This window comes from Hymenobacter caeli (assembly GCF_013294115.1).
Classification (GTDB): domain Bacteria; phylum Bacteroidota; class Bacteroidia; order Cytophagales; family Hymenobacteraceae; genus Hymenobacter; species Hymenobacter caeli.
On sequence record NZ_JABSNP010000005.1, the window covers coordinates 99,939 to 121,753 of the forward strand.

3 protein-coding genes are annotated in these 21,815 nt (G+C 66.4%); all 3 read right to left on the bottom strand.

Going from position 1 to position 21,815, the window contains the following annotated elements:
- Positions 1-75 precede the first annotated feature (75 nt).
- Positions 76-801 (bottom strand): alpha/beta fold hydrolase, encoded by a 726-nt coding sequence (locus HNP98_RS07195; RefSeq protein ID WP_173809380.1) that lies wholly within the window; start codon positions 799-801, stop codon positions 76-78.
- Between the two features lie 138 nt (positions 802-939).
- Positions 940-8,961, bottom strand: coding sequence for a T9SS type A sorting domain-containing protein (locus tag HNP98_RS07200; protein WP_173809381.1), 8,022 nt, complete (start codon positions 8,959-8,961; stop codon positions 940-942).
- Positions 8,962-9,722: 761 nt separating this feature from the next.
- Positions 9,723-21,338, bottom strand: a complete 11,616-nt coding sequence (locus tag HNP98_RS07205) for a T9SS type A sorting domain-containing protein (protein WP_173809382.1) — start codon at positions 21,336-21,338, stop codon at positions 9,723-9,725.
- Positions 21,339-21,815: the final 477 nt, after the last annotated feature.

The following is a 21,815-nucleotide window of genomic DNA, read 5'->3' on the forward strand; positions in this document are numbered from 1 at the left end:
AAGCGAGCGACGCGAACCACAACGCTCGCGCTACGGCCCGGCCGCCGGGCGTACCGTTCTGATACGCCCCTGGGCCTACCCCCTGATGGCCGCGGCCACGGCCGCGGGGGCCTCGTAGGGCAGCAGGTGGCCGGCCCCGGGCACCTCGGTGAGGGGCGTGCCGGGGGGCAGCAGCGGCAGGGTTTGGGCCCGCTGGGCGGCCAGCGGGATGGCCGCGTCGGCGGTGCCCGCCAGCAGGTGGCAGGGCACGGCGATTTCGCCCATCAGGGCCGTCAGGTCTTCCAGGGAGCCGCCCAGCAGCCAGGCGTCCCAGGCCACTTGGTCGCTGCGGAGGTTGTCGGCCACCACCTGCTGGCGCACGGCGTCGGCCAAGGGGGCCCGGGTGATTTTGTGGAACGTCTCTTCGGCCTCGGCGGGCCGGCCGTAGGCGGCCAGCGCGGCGGCGCGGTCGTCGTCGGCAATGGGCTCGGGGCTGGGCGGCGAAGGCGCGAGCAGCACCAGGCGGCGCAGGCCCGCCGGGCGGGTGGCGGCCAGCGCCAGCGCCACTTTGCCGCCCAGGCTGTGGCCCACGAGCACGTAGTCGGTCAGCTGGTTGTCGGCGATGAAGCCCGCCACCCAGTCGGCGTAGGCCCCCACCGAGTAGTCGAACCCCGCCGGGGCCCGTTGCCCGCCGAAGCCGGGCAAGTCGGGCGCGAAAAGCTGGGTGCCGGCGGGCAGCAGCGGGCGCACGGCGTCGAACTCGTGGCCGGCCCCGGCCCAGTAGTGCAGGGCCAGAACGGCAGAAACAGCGGTAGTAGGCATGGCCCGGCATACGGCAGACGGCCTCCCAGGGATGGCCCGCCCCCGGATTTACTTCGCCCGCCTGCAAAAAAGCCCTTCCTCCCGGCGGGAGAAAGGGCTTTTTAACCGGAGCCCCCGTTGGGGAAGGCCCGCGGGCGCTTATTCCTTCACCAGGCGCTTGGTCAGGCCGACGGCCGTGCCGTCAGTTGCCGTGCCGCGCACCTGCACCAGGTAGCCGCCGCTGGCCAGCCCGGTGAGGTCCAGGCCGTGGGCCAGGCCCGCCGCCAGGGTTTGCGTCAGCACCGCGCGGCCCGTCATGTCCAGCACCGCCACCTGGTAGGTACCGGCCGGCAGCTGGCTCAAGTCGAGCCGGGTGCTACCGGCGGCCGGGTTCGGGTACAGGGCAATGGCGGGGGCCGTCGCCGCTTTGGCAAACGTGACGGCCTGCACGGGCGAGTAGGCCACGGTGCCGTCGGCGTCCACCTGCCGGAGGCGGTAGTACACCGGGCCCGTCGCCTGGGCCGCCACGTTGGCGTCGGTCAGGGCGTAGGCCGTGCGGCTGCTCGTGGTGCCCTGCCCTTTCACCTGCCCGATCTGCGCGAAGCTGCCGGCCGCCCCGTCGAAGCTGCGCTCCACGGCGAAGTAGGCGCTGTTTTTCTCCGAAGCCGTGGCCCAGGCCAGCGCCGCGTCGCGGTTGGCCACCGCCTTGGCCGTGAAGGCCACCAGCTCCACTGGCAGCGGGTTCAGCAGCACGATGCTGACCGGCACGGAGTTGGTGCCGCCGTTCAGATCGGTGGTCACCACGCTGATGCTGATGGTGCCGCTCTTGAGCTTCGTGCGGTCGCCGACGGTAAGCTGACCGGTGGCGGCGTCCAGCAACAGGCCATTAGCGGCCAGGGTGGTGGCATCGGCCGTGCTGACCACGGCGTTGGTGCCGGTCGTGGGCAGGCCGTTCTTAACCACCGCGCCGTTGGCGTCGTAGGTGCCGCCGTTCAAGTCGAAGACGTTGGCCACGACGTTGGTGTTTTGGTAGGAATAGCCGGCGACGTGGGCCACCTGCTTGTAAGCCGAGTTGTTGTCGGCCCCCACGGGCAGCGTGTACAGGGCCGGCACCGAAGTCAGCGGCGTGGCGGCGTTGTCGGTGGCCGTGTAGCGGAAGAAGGCGTTGCCCACGAAGCCCGCGGCGGGGTCGAAGCGCAGGTTCTGGGCCTGGGCGGCCGTCAGCACCAGGCCGGGGAAGCTGGCGGTGGTCAGGGCCACGTTGGCGGTGCCGTTGTACACGTAGAGCGTGCCCTGCGCGGGCGTGGGCAGCGAAGTTCCGTCAATGGTGTAGGTCAGGGTCTGGCCGGCGTCGGCGTCGGTGGCGATTAGCGGCGAGATGGGCATCGGGCCGGCGCTGTTGCCCGTGGGGGCTTGCAGGCTGTTCACCGCGTCGTAGGCCACGGGGGCGTTGTCGAGCACCGTGGTAATGGTAGCGCTGTTGTTGCCCGCGTTGGTTTCGGCGGCGGCCGTCACGCTGGCGGTCAGCACCAGGGACGCACCCGAGCCGGGGGCCGTGAACGACACGTAGTTGGTCACTTCACCGGCCGCACCCGGGGCCATGCTGGCGATGGGGGGGAAGGTGACGACCGTGTTGCCGCCCACCGTGGCCGTGGTGCTGCCGGCGGGCACGCTCAGGTTGGCTGGCGAGCCGGGGAGGGTCAGGGTCTGCCCCACGCTGGTGGCCGGCGAGGCCGAGGCGGCGCTGTTCAGCGTCGTCACCGCGTAGGTCACTTTCGCGCCGGGCGCGGCCACGGCGGGCCCGCTGAGGCTGGTGGTCACGTCGGCCTGGGCCGTCACGGTCACGGTGGCCTTGGCGGTGTTGTTGGCCAGCGCCGGGTCGGAAACAGCCGAGCTGATGCTGGCCACGCCCACCACCGGGCCGGTAGCCGGCGCGTTGAAGGTCACCGAGTAGGTACCGGGCAGCGACGCGCCGCTGGCCAGCGAGGCCAGGGCCGCCGTCGTGGCTTTGAAGGTGACAACGCCGGTGGTGGCGTCGTAATCGGCGTTGCTGGTCGTGCCGCCATCGCTCACCACCACGCCCGTCAGGCCGGGCTGCAACACCAGCTGGGGCACCACGTTGGTGGCCGCGGCCGGGCCGGCGTTGGTGAAGGTGGCGGTCAGGACCACGGCCGCGCCGGCGTTCACGGTGCTGGTGGCGGGCGTCAGGGTCGTTTGCAGGTCGGCCAAAGCGGTAGTCGCCTGGTCGGGCATGGTCACCACGTTGGCGGTGTTGTTGTCGAAGTTGGTTTCGTAGCCGGTGCTCGTCACCTGGGCCAGGGCCGTCAGTCGGGCCGCGTCGGGCATGGCGACGACTACTTCGTTGGCCACACTAGCCCCGCTGGCCAGGGTGGCCACGGTGGCGAAGGTCACCAGGCCGGAAGTGCTGTTGTACGCGCCGCTGCCGCCGGGGAAGCCCACCGTGAGGCCGGCCGGCAGTTGCAAGGTGGGCACCACGCCGCTGGCGGCCGCGGGGCCGTTGTTGGTCGTACTCACCACGTACAGCACCGGGTTGCCGACGGCGGCCGTGGCGGGGCCCGTGGCGCGCACCACCAGGTCGGCGGCGGGCGTCACGGTGGTCGTCAGCGCGGCGGTGTTGTTGGCCGTGCTCGTCTCGTTGGTGGCGGTGCTCACGCTGGCCACCGGGCTGAAGCTGCCGGCGCCGGCCGGGGCCGCGAAGCTGATGGTGCTGGTCTGGCTGAAGCCCTGGGCCAGCGTCCCGGCGAAGGCGAAGGTCACGACGCCGGTGGTGGCGTCGTAGGTGCCGCCGTTGCTCACCGTCACGCCCGTCAGGCCGGCCGGCAGGCTCACTTTCTGCACCACGCCGGCGGCGGGGGCCGGGCCGTTGGCGACCGTGGTCACAGTATAAGTAGCAGTTTCGCCGGGCAGCACGACGGCCGGGCCGGCCAGCGTGGTGGCCACGTCGGTGAGGGGGCCCACGTCCACTTTCAGTTGGGCGATGTTGTCGGCGGGCACCAGGTCGGTGGTCGTCGTCGTGACCGTAGCCGTGGCCGGCACGAAGCCTTGCTGCGGGGCCGTGAACGTAATCGTGTAGGGCTGGCTAGCGCCCGAAGCCAGGGTGCCGCTGAGGGCCGGGAAGGTGAGCACGCCCGTGGTGGCATTGTAGCTGCCGCCGCCCTGGTTGCTAAACGTCAGGCCCGTGGGCAGGGCCACGGTTTCCTGCACCCCGGCGGCTGCCACCGGGCCCGCGTTGGCGGCCGTGATGGTGAGCGTGATACTGCCGCCCGGTGCCACCGTCGCGCCACTGGTAGTGGTGATGGTGGTGTACACGTTGGTGGCGGTGCCGGCGGCAGCCGTGCCAATGCCGGCAGCGGTGGTTACCGTAGTGTTAGCAGCCCCGCCGTTTAGCTGGGCCGTGTTGTTGTTGGTGCCCGCGGTGGGCGAGTTCAGGTCGCCGGCGTTGTCGCTGGCGGTGCCGGCCGTTACGGTCGCCACGGGGGCGGTGTAGTCGGCGCCCGGGGCCACGAAGCTGATGGTGTTCGTCACCGACTGCCCCACGGGCAGGGCCGGCAGGGCCGGGAAGGTCACCACCGTCTTACCGGTGCTGGAATTGTAGGCGTAGGTGCCGCCGTTCGTCACAAACAGGCCGGTCAGGTTGCCGGACAGCGACACGGTTTGCACCACGTTGAGGGCCGGCGACACCGAGTTGGCGGTCGTGCTCAGGTTGGCGGTCGTCACGGTGTAGGTCACCTCGTTGCCCCGGGTCACGGTAGCAGTGGAGCCCGTGATGGGGCCCGTGAGGGTGGTGGCCACGTCGTAGCGGGGCGTCAGGTTCACGGTGTTCACGGCCACGTTGTTGGCGGTCACCGTTTCGGTGCCGCCGCTGCCGCTCACCACGGCCGTGGCCGTCAGGGGCCCCGTGCCGGGCGTTTTGCTGATGGCCACGCCGTAGGCCTGCGAAGCGCCCGCTGCCAGCGACGTGCTGGCGAAGGTCACCAGGCCGGTGGCGTTGTTGTAACTGGACGTGGGGCTGGCCGCGCCGCCCATCGTGAGGGTGACCGTGCCGCCGTTGTTGGTGAGGCCGGCGGGGAGCTGGAGCGTTTCCACCACGTTGGTGGCGGCCACCACGCCGGGGTTGGAAGCCGTCAGGGCGTAGGTTACCGGGTCGCCGGCCAGCACGGTCGAGCCGTTGGCGGGCGAGCTGATGGCCGTGGCCAGGTCAAAGGTCGTGCCCTTGACTTCCACCGAGATGAAGGCCGTGTTGGACGTCGTGCCCGAGGTGTTGCTCACCGTGTACGGCACCGTGGCGATGCCCACGAAGCCCGCCGTGGGGGTAAATACCACCATCCCGTTGCTGGTGAAGGCGAAGCTGCCGCCCGTCACGGCCACGGCCGTGGTGCTGCCCGGGGCCAGCCCGTTCAGGCTGACGGAGCCCAGGTCGAGCGTGCTCAGGGGCGTGTCGTTCGTGGTTACGGTTTGCGTAACGGCCGTGCCGGGGGCGGTCGTGGTGAGGTCGTTCACAGCCACCGGCGCGGCCAGTACCGGGGCGTTGCCCGAGAATTCGGACGTGCCCTGGTTGTTGCCCGAGGCCGTGGCCAGGGTGGCCGTGGCCGTCAGCTTAGCGCCGGTGGCGTTGATGGCCGCGAGCTGGGCCGCCGTCAGCGACGCGAGCGGAATGGAGAACGAGAAGCGGTTCTGGCCCGTTTCCGTGCCCTGGTTGAAGCCGTTGACGTTGGTGCTGTACGTGCCAGTGGTGCCGTCGAGGTCGGCGCTGCCGCTGGTGCTGCTGCCTTCGGTGCGGTTGAACAGGTAGGTCTGGCCCTGGCCGAAGTTGGCCCCCGTGGCGTTCGGGCTGGCCGGGTTGGGCGCGGCGATGAAGAATTCCAGCAGGGCCCCGGCCTTGGCGAAGCCCGTGAGCAGCAGGTTGCCGTTGCGCACGGTCGCGCCCTGAAGCACGGGCATGTTGGTCAGGCCGTTGGCCCCGTTGTCGCCGTCGCCGCTGTCGTTCAGCGTCACGAACGGGCCGGTGCCCGTGGTCTGGCTCTCGCCGCTGGCTTGCAGGTCGATGCCGACTTCGCCGCTGGCCGCGCCGCCGGTGCTGGTGGGCACCGCGCCGTTGCCGAAGATGGAGTTCTGGCTGAACACCGAGTTGGTGGTACCCGAAGTGGCCAGGATGCCGGCCCCGTAGTTGCCGCTGATGACGTTCATACCCACCGTGTTGCCGGCCCCGCTGAGGCGCACCCCGGAAGTTTCCACGTTACTGGTGCCGTTGCCGCGGATGGTGTTGCCGCTGAGGGCGTTGCCGCCCGTGCCGGCAAAGCCGTCGATGCCGTTGCCGGTGTTGTTGGCCACCAGGTTGCCGGTCACGGCCACGGTGTTGCCCTTGATGGCGATGCCGTCGTAGCTCCCATTGGTGCTGAGGGCGTTGCCGGCAATTTCGTTGTCGCTGATGGTGAGCTTGTTAACCTGGTTACCTACCGAGATGCCGTTGCCGTTGCCGAAGCCGATGAGGTTGTTGGCGATGAGCGAGCCCGTGCTCACCGAGGCCGTGTTGGCGGTGATGCGGATGTGGTCGGCGTTGGAGCGGTTCGTGGTAGCGCTGGGGTCGGTAAAGCTGGTGGCCGTCGTGCCGACGACGTTCTGGCTGATTTCGGTGTTCGGGCTGGCCACCAGGATGTCGGCGTTGTTGTCGTCGTTCGCGGCGTTGCCGAAGCCGTAAATGGCCAGGCCGCGGAGGACGTTGTTGGTGGCTACGTCGTTCACTTTAATGCCTATCGCCACGGCGCTGGTGCCCTTGAGCTGCACTTCCGGGCCGTTCACTTTGTCGAGGGTGCTGGCCGTGCCCACCGTGCCGCCGGTGCCCAGCTGCGGGGCGTTGGTGTCGCCGATGTTCACCGTCTGGGTGGTGGCGTCGATGCTCGTTTTCGGGCCCGACAGCGTGAGGGTCGAGGCCAGGTTGATGGCGGCAATGCTCTGGCCGCCCTGGGCGGTGAGCTGGCTGGCGGGGCCGCCGTTGGCGCTGGCCGTAAGGCCGGGGTGAGCCTGGCCGTCGGCAATCATAAAGATGGACGTTTCCTGCCCGGCGGGCAGGGCCGTGTTGGTGGTGCCCACCGTCGAGCGGTTGAAGCCGGCCTGGGCCAGGGTCGCCTCGTCGCCCAGGGCATTGGCGTTGAGCACAAACTGCCGGAGCGAGCCCTGGCCGCTATCGTTAGTATTCACCACGGTGTCGAAGTTGTAGCCGAAGTCTACGCCGGCATCGCCCGCGCCGTTCAGGGCCACCGTCGCGATGGACTGCGGCGTACTGGTGGTGCTCGCCTGAAGCACGGTCAGCAAAGCGCTGGCGGTGTTGGGGCCCGCGTCCGGCAGCTTCGGATTTTGGCCACCCACGCGGCTGCCGTTGCCGTTCACGTAGGTCTGCACGGGCACCAGGGTGCTCACGTAGCCGCTGCGGCTGCTGGTCACCGAGTTGTTCACTACGCGCACGGCGTAGGTAGTGGCGCTGTTGAGGCCCGTAAACGAATACGTGCCGTCTGTAGCCGTGGTGGTGGCGCTTACATACATGCCGGTGGTCGAGTTGTACAGCTCGACCCGGGCCCCGCCGCGCCCTACGCCGTTGGCCGTGCCGAAGCTGCGGCCCGTGCCGCCGCCGTAGTTCACGTCTTCGTACACCGTGCCCTGGATGGCCGGTTGCAGCTGGACGGGCGTGGGCACCGCCGCGTCGCTCTCCGCGATGGGGGGAAAATCTGAGCTGTTGTTCGACCGGTCTTCGGCCACCATGTCGCCGGGGGGTACCAGGGTACCGCTTACCAGCAAGTAGCCCGGGTTGGCCACGCCGGCCATCGGGGTGCTCACGCCGGTGGCGTAGGCCGTGTTGTTTTGGATGGTGCTGGGCACGGCTCCCGCGTTGGCGTACACCACCCGGGCGGTGAAAGTAATGGTGGCCCCTTGGCCCGCGACCAGGTCCACCAAGCCGCTGAGCAGATTGGTGGCGGTGCCCGTGCCGGTGTTCACGCCCGTGAAGCCGCCGTTCAGGACCAGCGCCGCGCCGCCGTTGTTGGTCAGTGCCGGGTTGCGTATCGTAATCGACTGAGCCGTTGGGAAGGAAGTGCCAGTATCGTTGGCGTCGTTGCCCGTGGTGCTGCCGGTCAGGAACTCGCTGATTTGCACGCGGGGGTCCAGGATGGTGCCCGTGTTACGAATCTGAATAGTGTAGGGCACGTCGAACGCCACCGTGGTGTTGCCCGTCGTCACCGAGGCCACTGTTCCCACCGTTTTCAGGATGTCGATGCGCTGGTCGGGGTCCACGCAGCTGGCCCCGTCGCTGATGGGGGCCGGGTCCACGGTGCCTATTGGCAAGTAAGCCCCGGTAGCCGCGTTCAGCTGGTAAAATTTACCCGAGCCGGCCGTGTTGGTGGCCCCGTTGGAATAGGCAAACAAGTTGCCCGTGAAGTCAAAAAACGCCGTACCCAAAACTTCTGAAGCCTGCACGGTGCCGCTGGTGAGCGTCGTCACGGTGGCCGTGGCCGGGTCGGTAGCGGGGGCAACCGCGGCGTCCGGCACTATTTTGTAGAGCAGGCCCGGTACCTCCACGCCGTAGATTGCTTGGTCAACCGGGTTGATGGCAATATCGAAAAACAGGCCCTGCCCGTTGGCGGTGGGCCGGTTTTGGTAAGTCAGCGTCAGGGCATTGAGCTGGGCCGCCCCCGTTTTGGCCAGGTCGAACCGGTAGAGGTTGTTGTTGTAGCTCGTGCTGTTGGCGATGTTGCCGTTGTTGGTACCCTGCACCGTCACGTAGTAGTGGCCCAGCCGGTCGATGGCGCCCCCGGCGAACTGAACCTGGGGCAGGTTGGTCACCCCCAGGTCCAGAAAGCCATCCTGGCCAATCTTGTACATATGGACGGGAGCCCCGGGGCCCGCGTCCGGCACGTACGACAACGCGTACAGGTAAGCGTCAAGCGGGTTATAGGCCAGCGAGTTCACCAGCACGCCCAAATCCCTCAAATCCGTGGTGGTATAAGGCGTCGTGTTGCGGTTCACGCGGTACAGGTGGGAAGTGGTGCCCACCTGCCGGGTCTGATAGAAGGTGCCGTCGCAGTTGTACGACAACCGCGTTTGGGCCCGGGCCCCGAGGGCCCCGAGCAGCAGCCACCCCAGGATAAATAATCGTAATAATGGTTTCATGGAATAGAGCAGATAGTGGAAAGGCAATCCGTCCTAATTCAGCCGAACGGTACCCCAAACCTAATCTGCATCCTGAAATCAATTAGTACTTTCTCGGTAAAACTCCCTTATTGCCCGGTGAACAAATGAAAATGGCACGACGTAAAAAAATCAAATTGGGAAATTTCGTCTCGGTTTGGGAATTCCGACAGCAATCAGATAATACCGCTTAAATTATGTCCATTTGTCATTATTTCACCGGCTTGCAACGTTTTTTCATTAATTATACACGGGTAGCCAAAGATGTTTTGTCCAATTACCATTCCCAATTTGGGAATCATTTTAGCACCTAAGCAAGTATTTTTATAAATCCTTTATTTGTATTATAACAAGATTAATAAAAATTTCGGCTTAACTTTCCCCTTAGCGCCTATTTGAACGGGCGGTCGTACTCATCTAGCGTTTGCGTGGTGGGAGCATTTCTCCCGCGCCGGTAACCCAGCCGATTGGATCAGCTACGCGGGAGAGATGATTCGGCTACGCAGACGCCAGATGAGCATGACCGTTCTTTTTTGCGCCCATTCGGGTATGCTCCTGGAAGCAGCAAGGCACCGGGCAGCTCTGGGCCGGGCAAGCGACCCCGGCTACGCTTCGCGCGGGGCCGGCCATGCTTCTGCCCGGCTTGCCGGGGGGCGGCCACGCCCGCGCCGGGCCCGCGCCCCGGGCATAAAAAAAGCCCCGCCGGATTCCGGCGGGGCTTTTTCAGGAAGGAGCGGGTTGCGCTATTCTTTCACCAAGCGCAGGTTCTGGTGCAGGTTGGTGCCGTGCACCAGCACCACGTAGGTGCCCGAAGCGAAGTACTGCAAATCGAGCTTGTGCGCCTGGCCCCCGGCCAGCTGGTAGGTGGCCACGGAGCGGCCCGTAGCGTCCACCAGGTTCACCTGGTAGGTACCGGCGGGCAGCATGCTCAGGTCGAGCGTGGTGCCGCTGGCCGTGGTGGCCGGGTTGGGGTACAGCGTGGCCTCGGCCGCCACCGTCACCTTGGTGAAGGCCACACTCTGCACGGGCGAGTAGCTCGTCGTGCCGTCGGCGTCCACCTGCTTGAGGCGGTAGTACACCGGGCCCGTCGCTTTCGGGGCCACGTTGGCGTCGGTCAGGGCGTAGTCCGTGCGGCTGGTCTTGCTGCCTTGGCCGGCCACTTGCCCAATCTTCGCAAAGCTGCCGGCCGTGCCGTCGAAGCTGCGCTCCACGTCGAAGTAGGCGCTGTTTTTCTCCGAGGCCGTGGCCCAGTTCAGCAGGGCGTCGCGGTTGGCTACGGCTTTGGCCGTGAAGGCCACCAGCTCCACCGGCAGCGGGAGGGCCCCGATGGTGATGGTGAAGGTTTTCGTGGTCACCCCGCCGTTGGCGTCCACCGTCGTGATGGTTACGGGGTAGCTGCCGCTCACCAGCTTCGTGCGGTCGGTCACCGTGATGACGCCCGTCACGGGGTTGAGGCTGGTGCCGGCGGGCAGCGGGCCGCTCACCAGGGTGGCGGTGCGCACCCCGGTGTCGGTCACGGCCTGCGGCGCGGCGTTGTTGTACACCCCGCTGTTGGCGTCGAACACGTTGGCGATGACGTCACCGTTCTGGTAGGGGTTCACCCCGCCTTTGGGGGCCGTCAGCGTGTACACCGCGTCCAGGTCCTGGCCCACCGGGATGGTGTAGATGGCCGGGGTCGAAACAGCACCCGCGGCATCCGTGGCCGTGTAGGTGAAGAAGGCGTTGCCCACGAAGGTGGCCACCGGATCGAAGGTGAGCTGCGCCGCCTGGGCGGGCGTGAGGGAATCCCCAACCTTTACGGCAACGCCGTTCAGGGCCAGTACCCCTTGGCTGGTGGCGTCGGGGATGCCGGTGATGGTATACGAAGCAAGGTTGCCATCGGCATCCGTCCCGCTCAGCGGCGAGATGGTCAGCGGGTTGGCCGTGTTGCCCTGCGGCCCTGTCAGCACGTTGGTCACGGCGTTGGCCACCGGGGCCAGGTTGCCTTTGCTCACCAATAGGCTGGCCGAGTTGTTGGCGGTCACCTGGTCATTGGTGCCGGCAGTGGGCGTCGTCGTTGCCACCAGGTTGAAGCTGGCGCCATTTGGAATAGTCGCCGGGGCTTGCGCCGTGATGGAGTACGTGACTTCGCCGGCGGCTCCGCTCGGCTGGTTGGTAATGGCCGGGAAGGTCACCACGCCGGTGCCGGAATTATACGTGCCGCCGTTCGATACGCTCACCACCGTCAGGCCGGCCGGGAACTGCACCGTGGTGGTGCTCGTCGCCAGCGAGGGGCCGTTGTTGATGACCGACACCGCGTAGGTGGCCGACTGGCCGCCCACCACCGTGGTGGGGCCGGCGAGCGTCACGGCCACGTCCGTCCGGGTCGTCACGGCCACGCTCACGCTATTCAAATTGTTGGCCGGGGTGGGGTCGCTGGTGGCCGACGATACGCTGGCCACCGCCGTCAGGGGGCCCGCGCCGGGGGCGTTCACCGTCACCGTATAAGGCGTGGTGTTGCCGCTGGCCTGGCTGGCTACCGTCGGGAAGGTCACGAGGCCAGTGTTGGCATCGTAGGTACCGCTGTTGCTCACCGTCACGCCGGTCAGGCCGGCGGGCAGCGTCAGGGTCTGCACCACGTTGGCCGCCGCGTTGGGGCCGCTGTTGATGCTGCTCACCGTGAAGACCACCGGCGAGCCGGCCGCCTGCGTGGCCACGTTCGACGTCACCGTCGTCTGCTCGTCGGTCGTGCTCGTCGTGGCCGGGCTCACCATGGCCACGGCCACGGCCGAGTTGTTGGCCAGGTTGGAGTCGTTGGTAGCCCCCGAGACGGCGGCGTTGGCCGAAGCCGTCAGCTCCGCCGTGCCCGCGGGCACGGTGTACGTGATGGTGTTCGACACCGTGCCGGCCGCGCCGGGCAATTGGTCGGTCAGGGTGGCCAGCGTTACCACGCCGGTGGTAGCGTTGTAGGCGTTGGCAATGGCGTTGCCGCTGGCGTCGCGCACCACTACGTTCGCCAGGCCGGGGACCAGTTGCACCGTCGTGGTTTCGCTGGCGGCCGGCGAGGGCCCGTTGTTGGTCGTCGTCACGGTGTAGGTGGCGGTGTTGCCGGCCACCTGGGTAGCCGGGCCGTTCAGGTACACCACCACGTCGGAGCTGCGCTGCACGGCCGTCGTCACCGTCGAGCCGTTGTTGGCCGCATTCGTTTCCAGGGTAGCCGAGGCCACCGAGGCCACGTTCAGCAGGGTTCCGCTGGCGGGGGCGGTGTACGTAATGGTGTTCGACACCGAGTTGCCCACGGCCTGGCTGGCGATGGTCGGGAAGGTCACCACGCCGGTGGCGCTGTTGTAGCCCGTAGTGGCGGTGTTGGCCACCACGTTGCCGTTGCCGTCCCTCACCACCACGCCCGTCAGGCCCGCCGGAATGGCGACCGTCTGCACCACGTTGGTGGCCGTTACCGGGCCGTAGTTGGTGGTGGTGGCGGTGTAGGTCAGGCTCTGGCCGGCCAGGGCCGCGGTCGGGCCCGTCAAGGCAATGGCTACGTCCGTGGCCGGGCTCACCGTCACGTCGGCCGTGGCAATGTTGTCGCTCGGCATCGGGTCGGCGTTGTTCGAGGAGATGGTGGCCACGGCCGCCACCACGCCCGCGGCCGGGGCCGTCAGCGAGATGGTGTACGAGGTAGTGGCCCCGCTTACCACGCTGCCCACGGCCGGCACGATGACCACGCCAGTGGCGGCGTTGTAGCCGGTGGTGGTGGTGTTGGGCACCACGGTGCCGTTGGCGTCCTTCACCACCACGTTGCTCAGGCCGGCGGGCAGCGTCGTTTGCTGGGCCACGGCGGCGGCCGTCGCGGGCCCGCGGTTGCCCGAGGTCACCGTGAAGGTCGTCGTCGCGCCCGGGGCCACGTTGGCGCTCGGCGAGGTGATGGTCGTGTAGATGTTCGCGTTGGTCGCGGCGGCCGGGGCGGCGTTCACGGTCGTGGCCGCGGCCAAAGCCGAGTTGTTGGCCGTGTTCGAGTCGCCCGCGTTGTTGGCGCCGGCCGTGGCCGTGGCCGAAGCCGTGAAGCCGGTGGTTGCCACCGGCGTGAAGCTGATGGTGTTGTCCACCTTCGCCCCGTTGGCCAGCGCGGCCAGGGCCGGGAAGGTCACCACGCCCGTGGTCGGGTCGTAAGTGCCGCCGTTCGAGACGTACACGTTCGTCAGGCCCGTGGGCAGCTGCACCGTTTGCACCACGCTCGGGGCCGTCGAAGGCCCGTTGTTGATGGTCATCACGCTGAACGTCGTCTGCCCGCCCACGGCCGTCGTCGTCGGGCCAGTGATGGTGGTGGCCACGTCGTAGGCCGGGGTGACGGCGAGGGAGATGCTCTGCGTGTTGTTGGCCGTCTGGCCGGCTTCGTTGGTGGTCGTGCTGATGCTGGCCGTGGCCGTGACCGGGCCGGAAGCCGGCGCGGTGAAGGTGATGACCGAAGCCGTGCTGCCGCCGCTGGCGAACGAGGTGATGCCCGCGTAGGTTACCACGCCCGTCGTGCTGTTGTACGTGCCCCCGTTCGTGGCCGATACGCCCACCAGGCCGGCGGGCAGCTGCACCGAAGCCACTACCCCGGCGGCCGTCGCCGGCCCCGCATTGCTGAAGTTCACGTTGAACGTGGCCGACTGGCCGGCTATCACCGGGTTAGTCCCGGCGGTGATGGTAGCCACCACATCGGCGGGGCTGTTCACCGTGGCGTTCAGCGTGGCCGAATTCGGGGCGGTGTCGGCGCCCTGGCCGGTGGCCGTGGTTACGTTGCTGGTCAGGGCCACGCTGCCCGGCGTGGTGGGAGCCGTGAAGCTGAAAGTGAACGTGTTGGTCGCGCCGCTGTTCAGCACCGCGGCATTACCGAAGTCGATAACGCGCGTCGCGGCGTTATACGTCGCCCCGGTCGGGAACACGACGCTGGTCACACCGGCGGGCAGGGTCACCCGCTGGGTCACGTTCGCGCCCTGGTTCGGGCCGTTGTTGGTGAACGTGGCCGTGTAAGTGCCCGAGGGCTGGCCGGGGTTCAGCACGGTCGGGCCCGCGATGGTCGTCGTCACGTCGGCCGCCGCCGTCACCGGGATGGTGTAGGTGGCGGGGCCCGTCGTCGTAGTCGTGCCGGCGGCGTCGAGGTGCGCTACGCTGGCGGTGCCGTTGGCGTCCGTGGCCGTGTAGGTGAAGGTCGCGGTCGTGGTCGAGCCCAGTACCGGCTGGTACGTCAGCAAGCCCAGGTTGGCAGCTGGTATTACCGTGGCGACTGTTACGGCCACGTTGTTGTAGTACAGGGTGCCCGTGCTGGCCGGGCTCACCGTGTAGCTCACGATGGTGTTGGCCACGCCGTTGGCGGTGCCGCTGGCCGTCGCTTTCAGGTTGGGGTTCAGCACCACCGGGCCGCTGTTGCTGGGCACGGCCACGTTGGTCACGTCCTGGGGCAGGGGGGCCGAGTTCACGGCCACGTTGCCCGAGAACTCCGAGGTGGAGTTGTTCAGCGTAGCCGTGCTGCTCAGCAGCGAGCCCGCCGCCACCCCGGCAAATTTGCCGGTGAGCGGGATTGTGAAGGTGAAGCGGCTGGCGGCGGGATCCGTACCCTGGTTGAGGCCGTTCACGTTGGGCGCAAACGAGCCGGTGCCGGTGTTGGTGTCGGCCGCGCTGCCCTCGGTGTACGTGCCCAGATAGGTCTGGCCTTCGCCGAAGCCCGTGGGGTCGCCCGTGGCACCGGGGCTATAGAACTCGATAGCCGCACCCGGCCGCGAGTAGCCCTGCACCACCAGGTTCGTGCCCACAATGGTGGAGGAAGTGATGACCGGGAAGTCCACGCCGCGGTTGGGCAGGGTATTGGCGGCGGTGGCGGGGTTGTTGCCGTCGTCCACCGTCACGCCGTCGCCGTTGCCGTAGTCAGCAGCGCCGCCGCCAGGGCCGCCCACGTAGTAGTTGGCGTTGCTGATCAGGTCAATAGCGAGGCCGCCGTTGTTCGAGATGCTGTTCTGGCTGATGGCCACGTTCTGCTGCCCGTAGGCGATGACCACCCCGGCCGCTTGCGAGCCGGTGATGACGTTTTTGCTAAGTACGTCGAGCTGTGAGCCCCGCTTGGTGCCGTCGCGCTGCAAGTAGCCAATGCCCGCGCCCTCGATGGTGCCCATCGAGCCGCTGGCCCCGCCGGTGCCGGCCCCGGTGATGGTGTTGTTCAGCACCTGGGTGGCGCTGGTCGAGCCCGTCTCGAATTGCACGCCGGTAGCGTTGGGATTGGTGATGAGGTTGCCCTGCACCAAGGCCGGGCCGCTACCCTGGGGCGTATCCCCGAAGGTGATGGCGTCGCCCCCGATGTTGGTGTAGCCGTTTTGCAGGAACTGATTGCCCAGAATTTGGGTAATGCCCGTCGTCGTCTTACCGTTGTTGATGCTGAGGCCCGAAATGCCCGTGTAGGCTACGAACGAGTTCTGCACCGTGCCCGCACCGGCGTTAGTGGAGGCAAGCACGCCGTAGCCACTGCTGATGGTGTTCGCTACTGTGGGCCGGGTGCCGGCCGCCACCACGCCCACCAGCGTGTTCTCAATCACGTACCCGGTAGCCGAGGCCGTGTTGCCGATGGATATCGTTTGGTTGGTGCCGCCGTGAATGGCCAGCCCGCGTATCGTGGTGTTAGCCGCTTCCACGTCCAGCACGTTGTTTACGTTGCTGCCACTGATTTCCACTTCCGGCACGTTCAGCGCGGCTATGGCCAAGCCATCCGTGCCCACCGTACCGGTGCTGGTGCCCGTCACGGTACCCGTGGCGGTGTTGCCCACATTGGCCGTCTGGGTCGAGCCGTCGATGATGGTGTTGGTGCCATTGGCGCCCGTCAGGGCCGGCAGGGTCGAAGTGGTCGTAATCACGGCCACGCCGTTGGTGAGGCCGCTCACTAAGCCCGCCCGCTGGCCGGCCACCGCCGCGCCCGACGGAATCATGAAGATGCTCGTTTCCTGGCCCGCGGGCAAGGCCACCGTGGCCCCGGCCCCGTTCACGCGGGAGCCGCTCTGCGCCAAGCTACCCTCGCCACCCAACGCGTTGCTGTTCGTGATGAACTGGCGCAGCGAGCCCTGACCCGCGTCGTTGGTGTTGGTCACCACGTCGAAGTTGTAGCCGAAGTCCACGGTCGAAACCGGGGTGCTGGTGTTGGCCACGCTCACCGTCGTGATGGACTCGGGCGTGAGGGTGCCGGCCGTGAGGGCCGCCAGGGTCTGGCTGCCGGTGTTGGCGGCGGCGTCCTGCTTTTCAGGAGCTTCGCCGCCCACGCGGTTCACGTTGTCGGCGGTGCCGTTGCGCACGAAGGTTTGCACCGGTAACAGGCCGGCTACAGCACCCGTGCGGGCGCTGGTCACCGTCGAGTTCACTACCCGCACGGTGTAGTTGCCAGCAGCGGTAGCCCCAACCAGGGAGTAAGTGCCGTTGGCGGCCGTGGTGGTCGAGGAGACGAAGTTGCCGCTCGCGTCGTACAGCTCCACCGTGGCCCCGGGGCGGCCCACCGTGCCGGTGGTGCCCAGGTTGCGGCCGTTGCCGCCGCCGTAGTTGGCGTCTTCAAACACGGTACCGGCAATGCTCGTTGCCAGGGTCACCGGAATGGTGTAGGTGGCCGCGTCGTTCGAGTACTGGCCGGTGTTGTCGACGGCCTGGAAGGTGAACGTGGCGTTGCCGCTGAACGTGGCCACCGGGTTGAACTGGAGCTGGGCCGCCTGGGCGGCGGTAATCACCTGGCCGGCCGTCACCGGGCTTCCACCCAGGCTCAGCACGCCCTGCGATGCCAAGGGCAGCGTGGTGATGACGTAGTTGGTCACTGTGCCGTCCTGGTCGGTGCCGGCTAGAGAAGTAATGGTCTTCGCACCACCGTTGCTGGCCAGGGAGGGCGAGTTACTCAGGTTGATGGTGGCGATGGGCGGCACGTTACCCAGGCCAGCGCAGAGCACCGAGTTTGGGATAACCGTCAGCGTGGGGCTGTCGGGGCCCGAGTAGCTCAGGCTAATCCGATCGGGCTGACCAGTAGCGCTGTATTGCAGCAAAATGTTATGAGTACCCTTCGACAAGTTCAGTGTCACGGTGGGGGCACCATTGCCGAAGCTGATAACGCTGATACTCGCGTCCGCAACTGCCGGCGTACCCGAGGCCGGCACGGCCTTGCCGTCCAGGTATAGCTGAGCCCGGTCATCCACGACGCCTACGGCCGGGTTGCTGATTGAGAATGTATAAGAGCCGGCCGTGGTAATGTAAACGTTGCCTTTGTATTGGGCGCTGAACACGTTGTTGGTCCCGTTAACCGTAGCCGTGGTGACCGGGAATGTTCCACCCGTATTCGCAACCGTGCGGAGGTAGTTAACGGTCGAGGCGATGCCCTTATCCGTGGGGGTTTTACCACTGAAGAAAGCCGGGGTGTTGTTATAATCTCCCTGGTAGTAGAATGCCGACAAGCCGCTGTAGGAATTGGTATTGTCGTAGTAGGAGACACCGCAACCGGGGGGCGCATTATTCACCTGGATGGTGAGCGTGGCCATGTCCGGGGCCGCGGTAGTGCCTTGGTTGGCATCCGTGCCCACGTTGGTGGTCAGCGGGTAAGAGCCAGCCGTGGTCGGGGCCGTGAAGCTGAACGAGAACGTGTTGGTTGCGCCGTTGGCCAGCGTCGTGGCCGTGCCGAAGTTGACGGTCGTTACGGCCGTAGCGCCAGTGCCCGTCGTGGAGAAGGTCGCGCCGTTTGGCAGGTTGGCAGCTGTCACGGTGGCCCCGGCGGGCAGCGTCACGGTTTGCGTTACGTTAGAAGCCGTGCCCGAGCCGTTGTTGGTGAACGTGGCCGTATAGTTCGGATAAGAGCCGCCAGGCTGCCCCACACTCAGCGTAGTCGGGCCGGTGACGGTGGTCGTCACGTCGGCCGGGCAGCTGGCCCCGCTCACGCTGTTGGCCACGCTGTTGCTGATTTGGTTGTTAGCGTCGCCCGTCAGGCCGGGGTTCGCGCCGAACGAAGTACCGCCGTTGGTAGTACCAGCGGCCGCGCCCGCCGCCGAAGCGGTTGCCGTTGAGCCATTCGTTAGAATAATGCCGCCGCCGCCGCCGCCGCCGGGGCCGTGGGGCACGCCGCCGCCGGTGTTGGTGCCGCCCGTGCCGCCGTTAGCGGTCAGGGTCAGGTTGGCCAGGCCGGCCGGGGTGGCGGCCGTCACCAGGATGGAGCCCCCGGCCCCGCCGCCGCCGCTGCCGTCGTTGGCCACCGTGTTGTTGGCATTCGCCCCGTTGGCCAGGATGGTGCCCGTGCCGCTCACGGTGCCCGTGCGCAGCAGCACCAGGCCGCCGCCGGTGGCGCCGCTGCTGGCAAAGCCGTTGTTGGGGGTGCCCGAACCGTTATTGGTCGAGCCCGCGCCGCCGCCGCCGCCCAGCACCAGCCGGCTGCTGCTGGCTACCGCGAAGGCCGCGCCCGGCTCGCCGCCGATGGCCAGGTTGGTGCTCCAGGTGTTGCCGCCGCGGCCGCCGTTGCCGCCGTTGGCCCCGCCGGCCCCGCCCGAGTTCTGCGAGTTGTTGCTGCTGGCCAGGTTATCGGTGCCGCCGCCGCCGGCGTTGCCGGGGGCCCCGCGGCCGTTGCTGCCGTTGGGGTAGTCCGAGCCCGTGTTAAGGTCGTCGGTGCCGGCGCTGTTCAGGATGTTGACGTACTTCGGGGTGCCGGCCGTGCCTTCGCCTTTTGAGCCGTGGGCGCTCGTCGTCTGGTTGTCCGCACCGGAGAAAAAACGGTAGTCGGTGCCGGTGGCCGTGTTGTTGCCGGACAGCAGCCGGCCCCCGCCGCCGCGGAAGCCCGCGCCGCTGGCATCAATAGTGAAGCCGGCGAGGTTGGTTTGCTTGGCCACGTCGATGGCGATGATGCCGCCCACGCTGCCGTTCCAGGCCGTGGGGGTGATGTTGCCGCCCAGGGTCAGGTTGCCGAACTGCGGCACCCGCACCACCTGGAAGCGGCGCTGGCCGGCCGTTGCAGTGGCCGCCGCGTTCACGTAGCCGTTTTTCAGGGCGGTGGCCAGCGTGATGGTGCCGCCGGCCGTGGCCGTAATGGCGCTGTTGGCCACCACGTACTCGTAGGTGCCGGCCGTGAAGTTGGCGTTGCTCAGGTTGCCGTTGGCTCCGCCGCCCGCCACCCCGTCGCCGTAGCTATCGGTGTTGGTGGCGTCGATGTCGGCCCCCTGCATCTGGATGACCAGCAGCAGGTCGCCGGCGGCAATGTTGCCCGTGCCCGTGGCCGCGCCCACCGCAATGGAGGTAGCCCCGGCCGGCACCGTTTGGGTGGCCGTGCTGGGGTAGTAGGTGTTGGGGTTGGTGGTCAGGCCCGTGGGCGAGCCGTCGCGGCCGGGGTTGGCGCAGGCGGCCACCGTGCCGGCCCCGCCGGTCGCCGTTATGGGCACGTTGTAGGTCGTCGTGGCGCTCTGCTGCCCGGCGTCGTCCGTGACAGTGTAGGTGAAGTTCGCCGAAGTGCCCCCAACGGCCGGGTCAAACGTGAGCTGCGAGGCTTGCAGGGCCGTCAGGGTCTGGCCAGCAGTGGCGGCCGTGCCGTTCACGTACAGCACGCCCTGCGAAGCCGCGGGCAGCGTGGTGAGCGTGTACGACTGCACCGTGCCGTCCACGGAAGAGCTTAAGCCGTTGACCGGGGTCTGGCCGGCCGCGTCGGGCACGCTGTTGTTGGTGATGGGGTTGGCCACCGGAGCCAACCGGCAGAAGTTCATCAGGTTGATGCCGACGGTCTGATTGTTGGTGGGTCTGGCAGTACTGGTAGTGACGTTGGCGTACGTTATTGTCAGGCTCGTAATGGGCGACCCGAAATAAGCATTTACAGTGGCATCGGTAGCACTGGTGTTGCTACCCCCTGCCGCTGTCCCGGTGGCGACGTTCCCATTGATGGAGATGTACGCGGCGTTGGGGACCACCGGGCTTAGCACGGGCGTTACCGTCGTGCCGCCGTTGTTGCCCACAAAGGTCACCTGGTCCGTAAAGTCGTTGCCGTAGTCGATGTCCTGCACCTGTATCGTGAAGTTGGACAAAGGGCGGCTGAAGTTGAAGGTAACCGTCGCTTTGTCGTTAGCCCCGGCAGCTGGATAGGTGTTGTCCCAGGCCAGCGTTTGCACACCGTTCTGCGTCTTTACCTGCAGGGTCGACACGCTGGGGTTGCCCGTTGAGACGTAGCCGTTGGTGCCAATGGTGGTCAATGTGGAGCCGGTCGGCACGCCGATGGCCGCATGGGCCTTCCAGTCTTCGTTGGCAGGGCGGGTGCTAAAGTCGAGCGCGGCCGTGGCCACGCAGGGGGTTACCACCTGGAGGGGAATGGTGAAAATGGCCGCGCTCGATACTAAGTTGGCGTCGTCGGTGACGGTGTAGCTGAACGCGGTGCTGGTGCCGGTAGCGCCGGCCGCGGGGTCGAAGCGCAGGCTGGTGGCCTGGGCCGGCGTCAGGGTTTGGCCGTTGGTCACGGCCGCGTAGGTGCTGCCCGTCGAGTTATAGTAAAGCACGCCCTGCGCGGCGGGCGGAATGGCGGTTACAGTGTAGCGTTGCACCGTGCCGTCCACGGTGCTGGTCAGGTCATCGATATTGACCTGCCCGGCGTTGGTGGGAATGGTGGCGGTGTTGGTTTTGGTATCGGCCACGGGGGCCGCCCGGCACAGGCTCATGCTGATGATGCCAACGGTTTGCGTCCGGTCTACGCCAGTCACAAAGGGCAAAATGTTCTCGTAGCTCAGCACCAGCTTGGTAACAGGCTGCGGAAACCTGACCGTGACGTTGGTATTCTGTGTGTTGTTACCGGAAGTGGTGCCCGTGAAAGCGTTGTTTTTGCCCGCAACGGTCCCCAGTCCGGTTGAGCCACTGCCCACAAAAACGTTGGTACTACCCGCCGTTACGTTTGCAGTAGTCAGGGTAATCGGGGTGGCATCTGCGGCGTTCACGTATCCGTCGAAAGTCATCCGGTCGGTGAAATTGCTCCCGCCCGTAGTGCTCTGGTCGATATCGTTCACGATAATGACCAGGTTGGAAACGGGCCGGCTGAAAGTGTACGTCACAGTGGCCGTCCCCGAACTTGCACCCGCCGTCGACCCGTTGCTTTGGGTGTTCAGCTGCCAGACCAGCGACTTCTGGTAGATGTTGCCGTTGGTGCCTACCGCGAAAGTATTGGTCCTGCCCCCGGTTACCGTGGTGCTGTAGGCACTGGTAGTAGCGGTAGTGGCTCCCCCCACCGTTTCGGTGGTGGCCTTTCGGTCGCCGTTGGTAGCTGCGGAGTAGTCAAGCGTACTGGTGGCTGTAGTACAGGCCTGCGCCCAGGCACTGGCCCTGCCCAGGGCCCCCCACGCCAGCAGGAGCAGGAATAATCGTAGGATTGGTCTCATAAAATAGGGTGTTGAGCTGAAAAGGTTCGGAGAATATTTTTGCAGGAAAAAATGTGACTATTCCAGTCCTTTTGGGAAAACTATGAACAAATATAGTTTTCAAATTCAATATTTAATACAAATTCCTATTACCCAGACCCGGGTACCTACGCTCGCGACTGACGACCGGATTTACCCCATAAAAGAGGCTATAGACACGACTAAAACCTTTCAAAGCGCTTAAAACAGGCTTTTTTAAGCTGGATGAAACATTATACAACCCGAATAATTATAAAATCCCCCCATGCAAATAATAAAAATAATTCAATTCAAAGTTGACAAAATTATTAAAAAAATTATTTTCTAATTATGAATTTATTGTTATTCGCTTTGCCTAATACCATTTATTGACGCCCAACGGGCAGGGCAGGCAGCAAACGAGCGCCTTCCAGCCCCGGCAAGACGCGGGAAAGGCGCCTTGCCGGGGCTGGCGCGTGC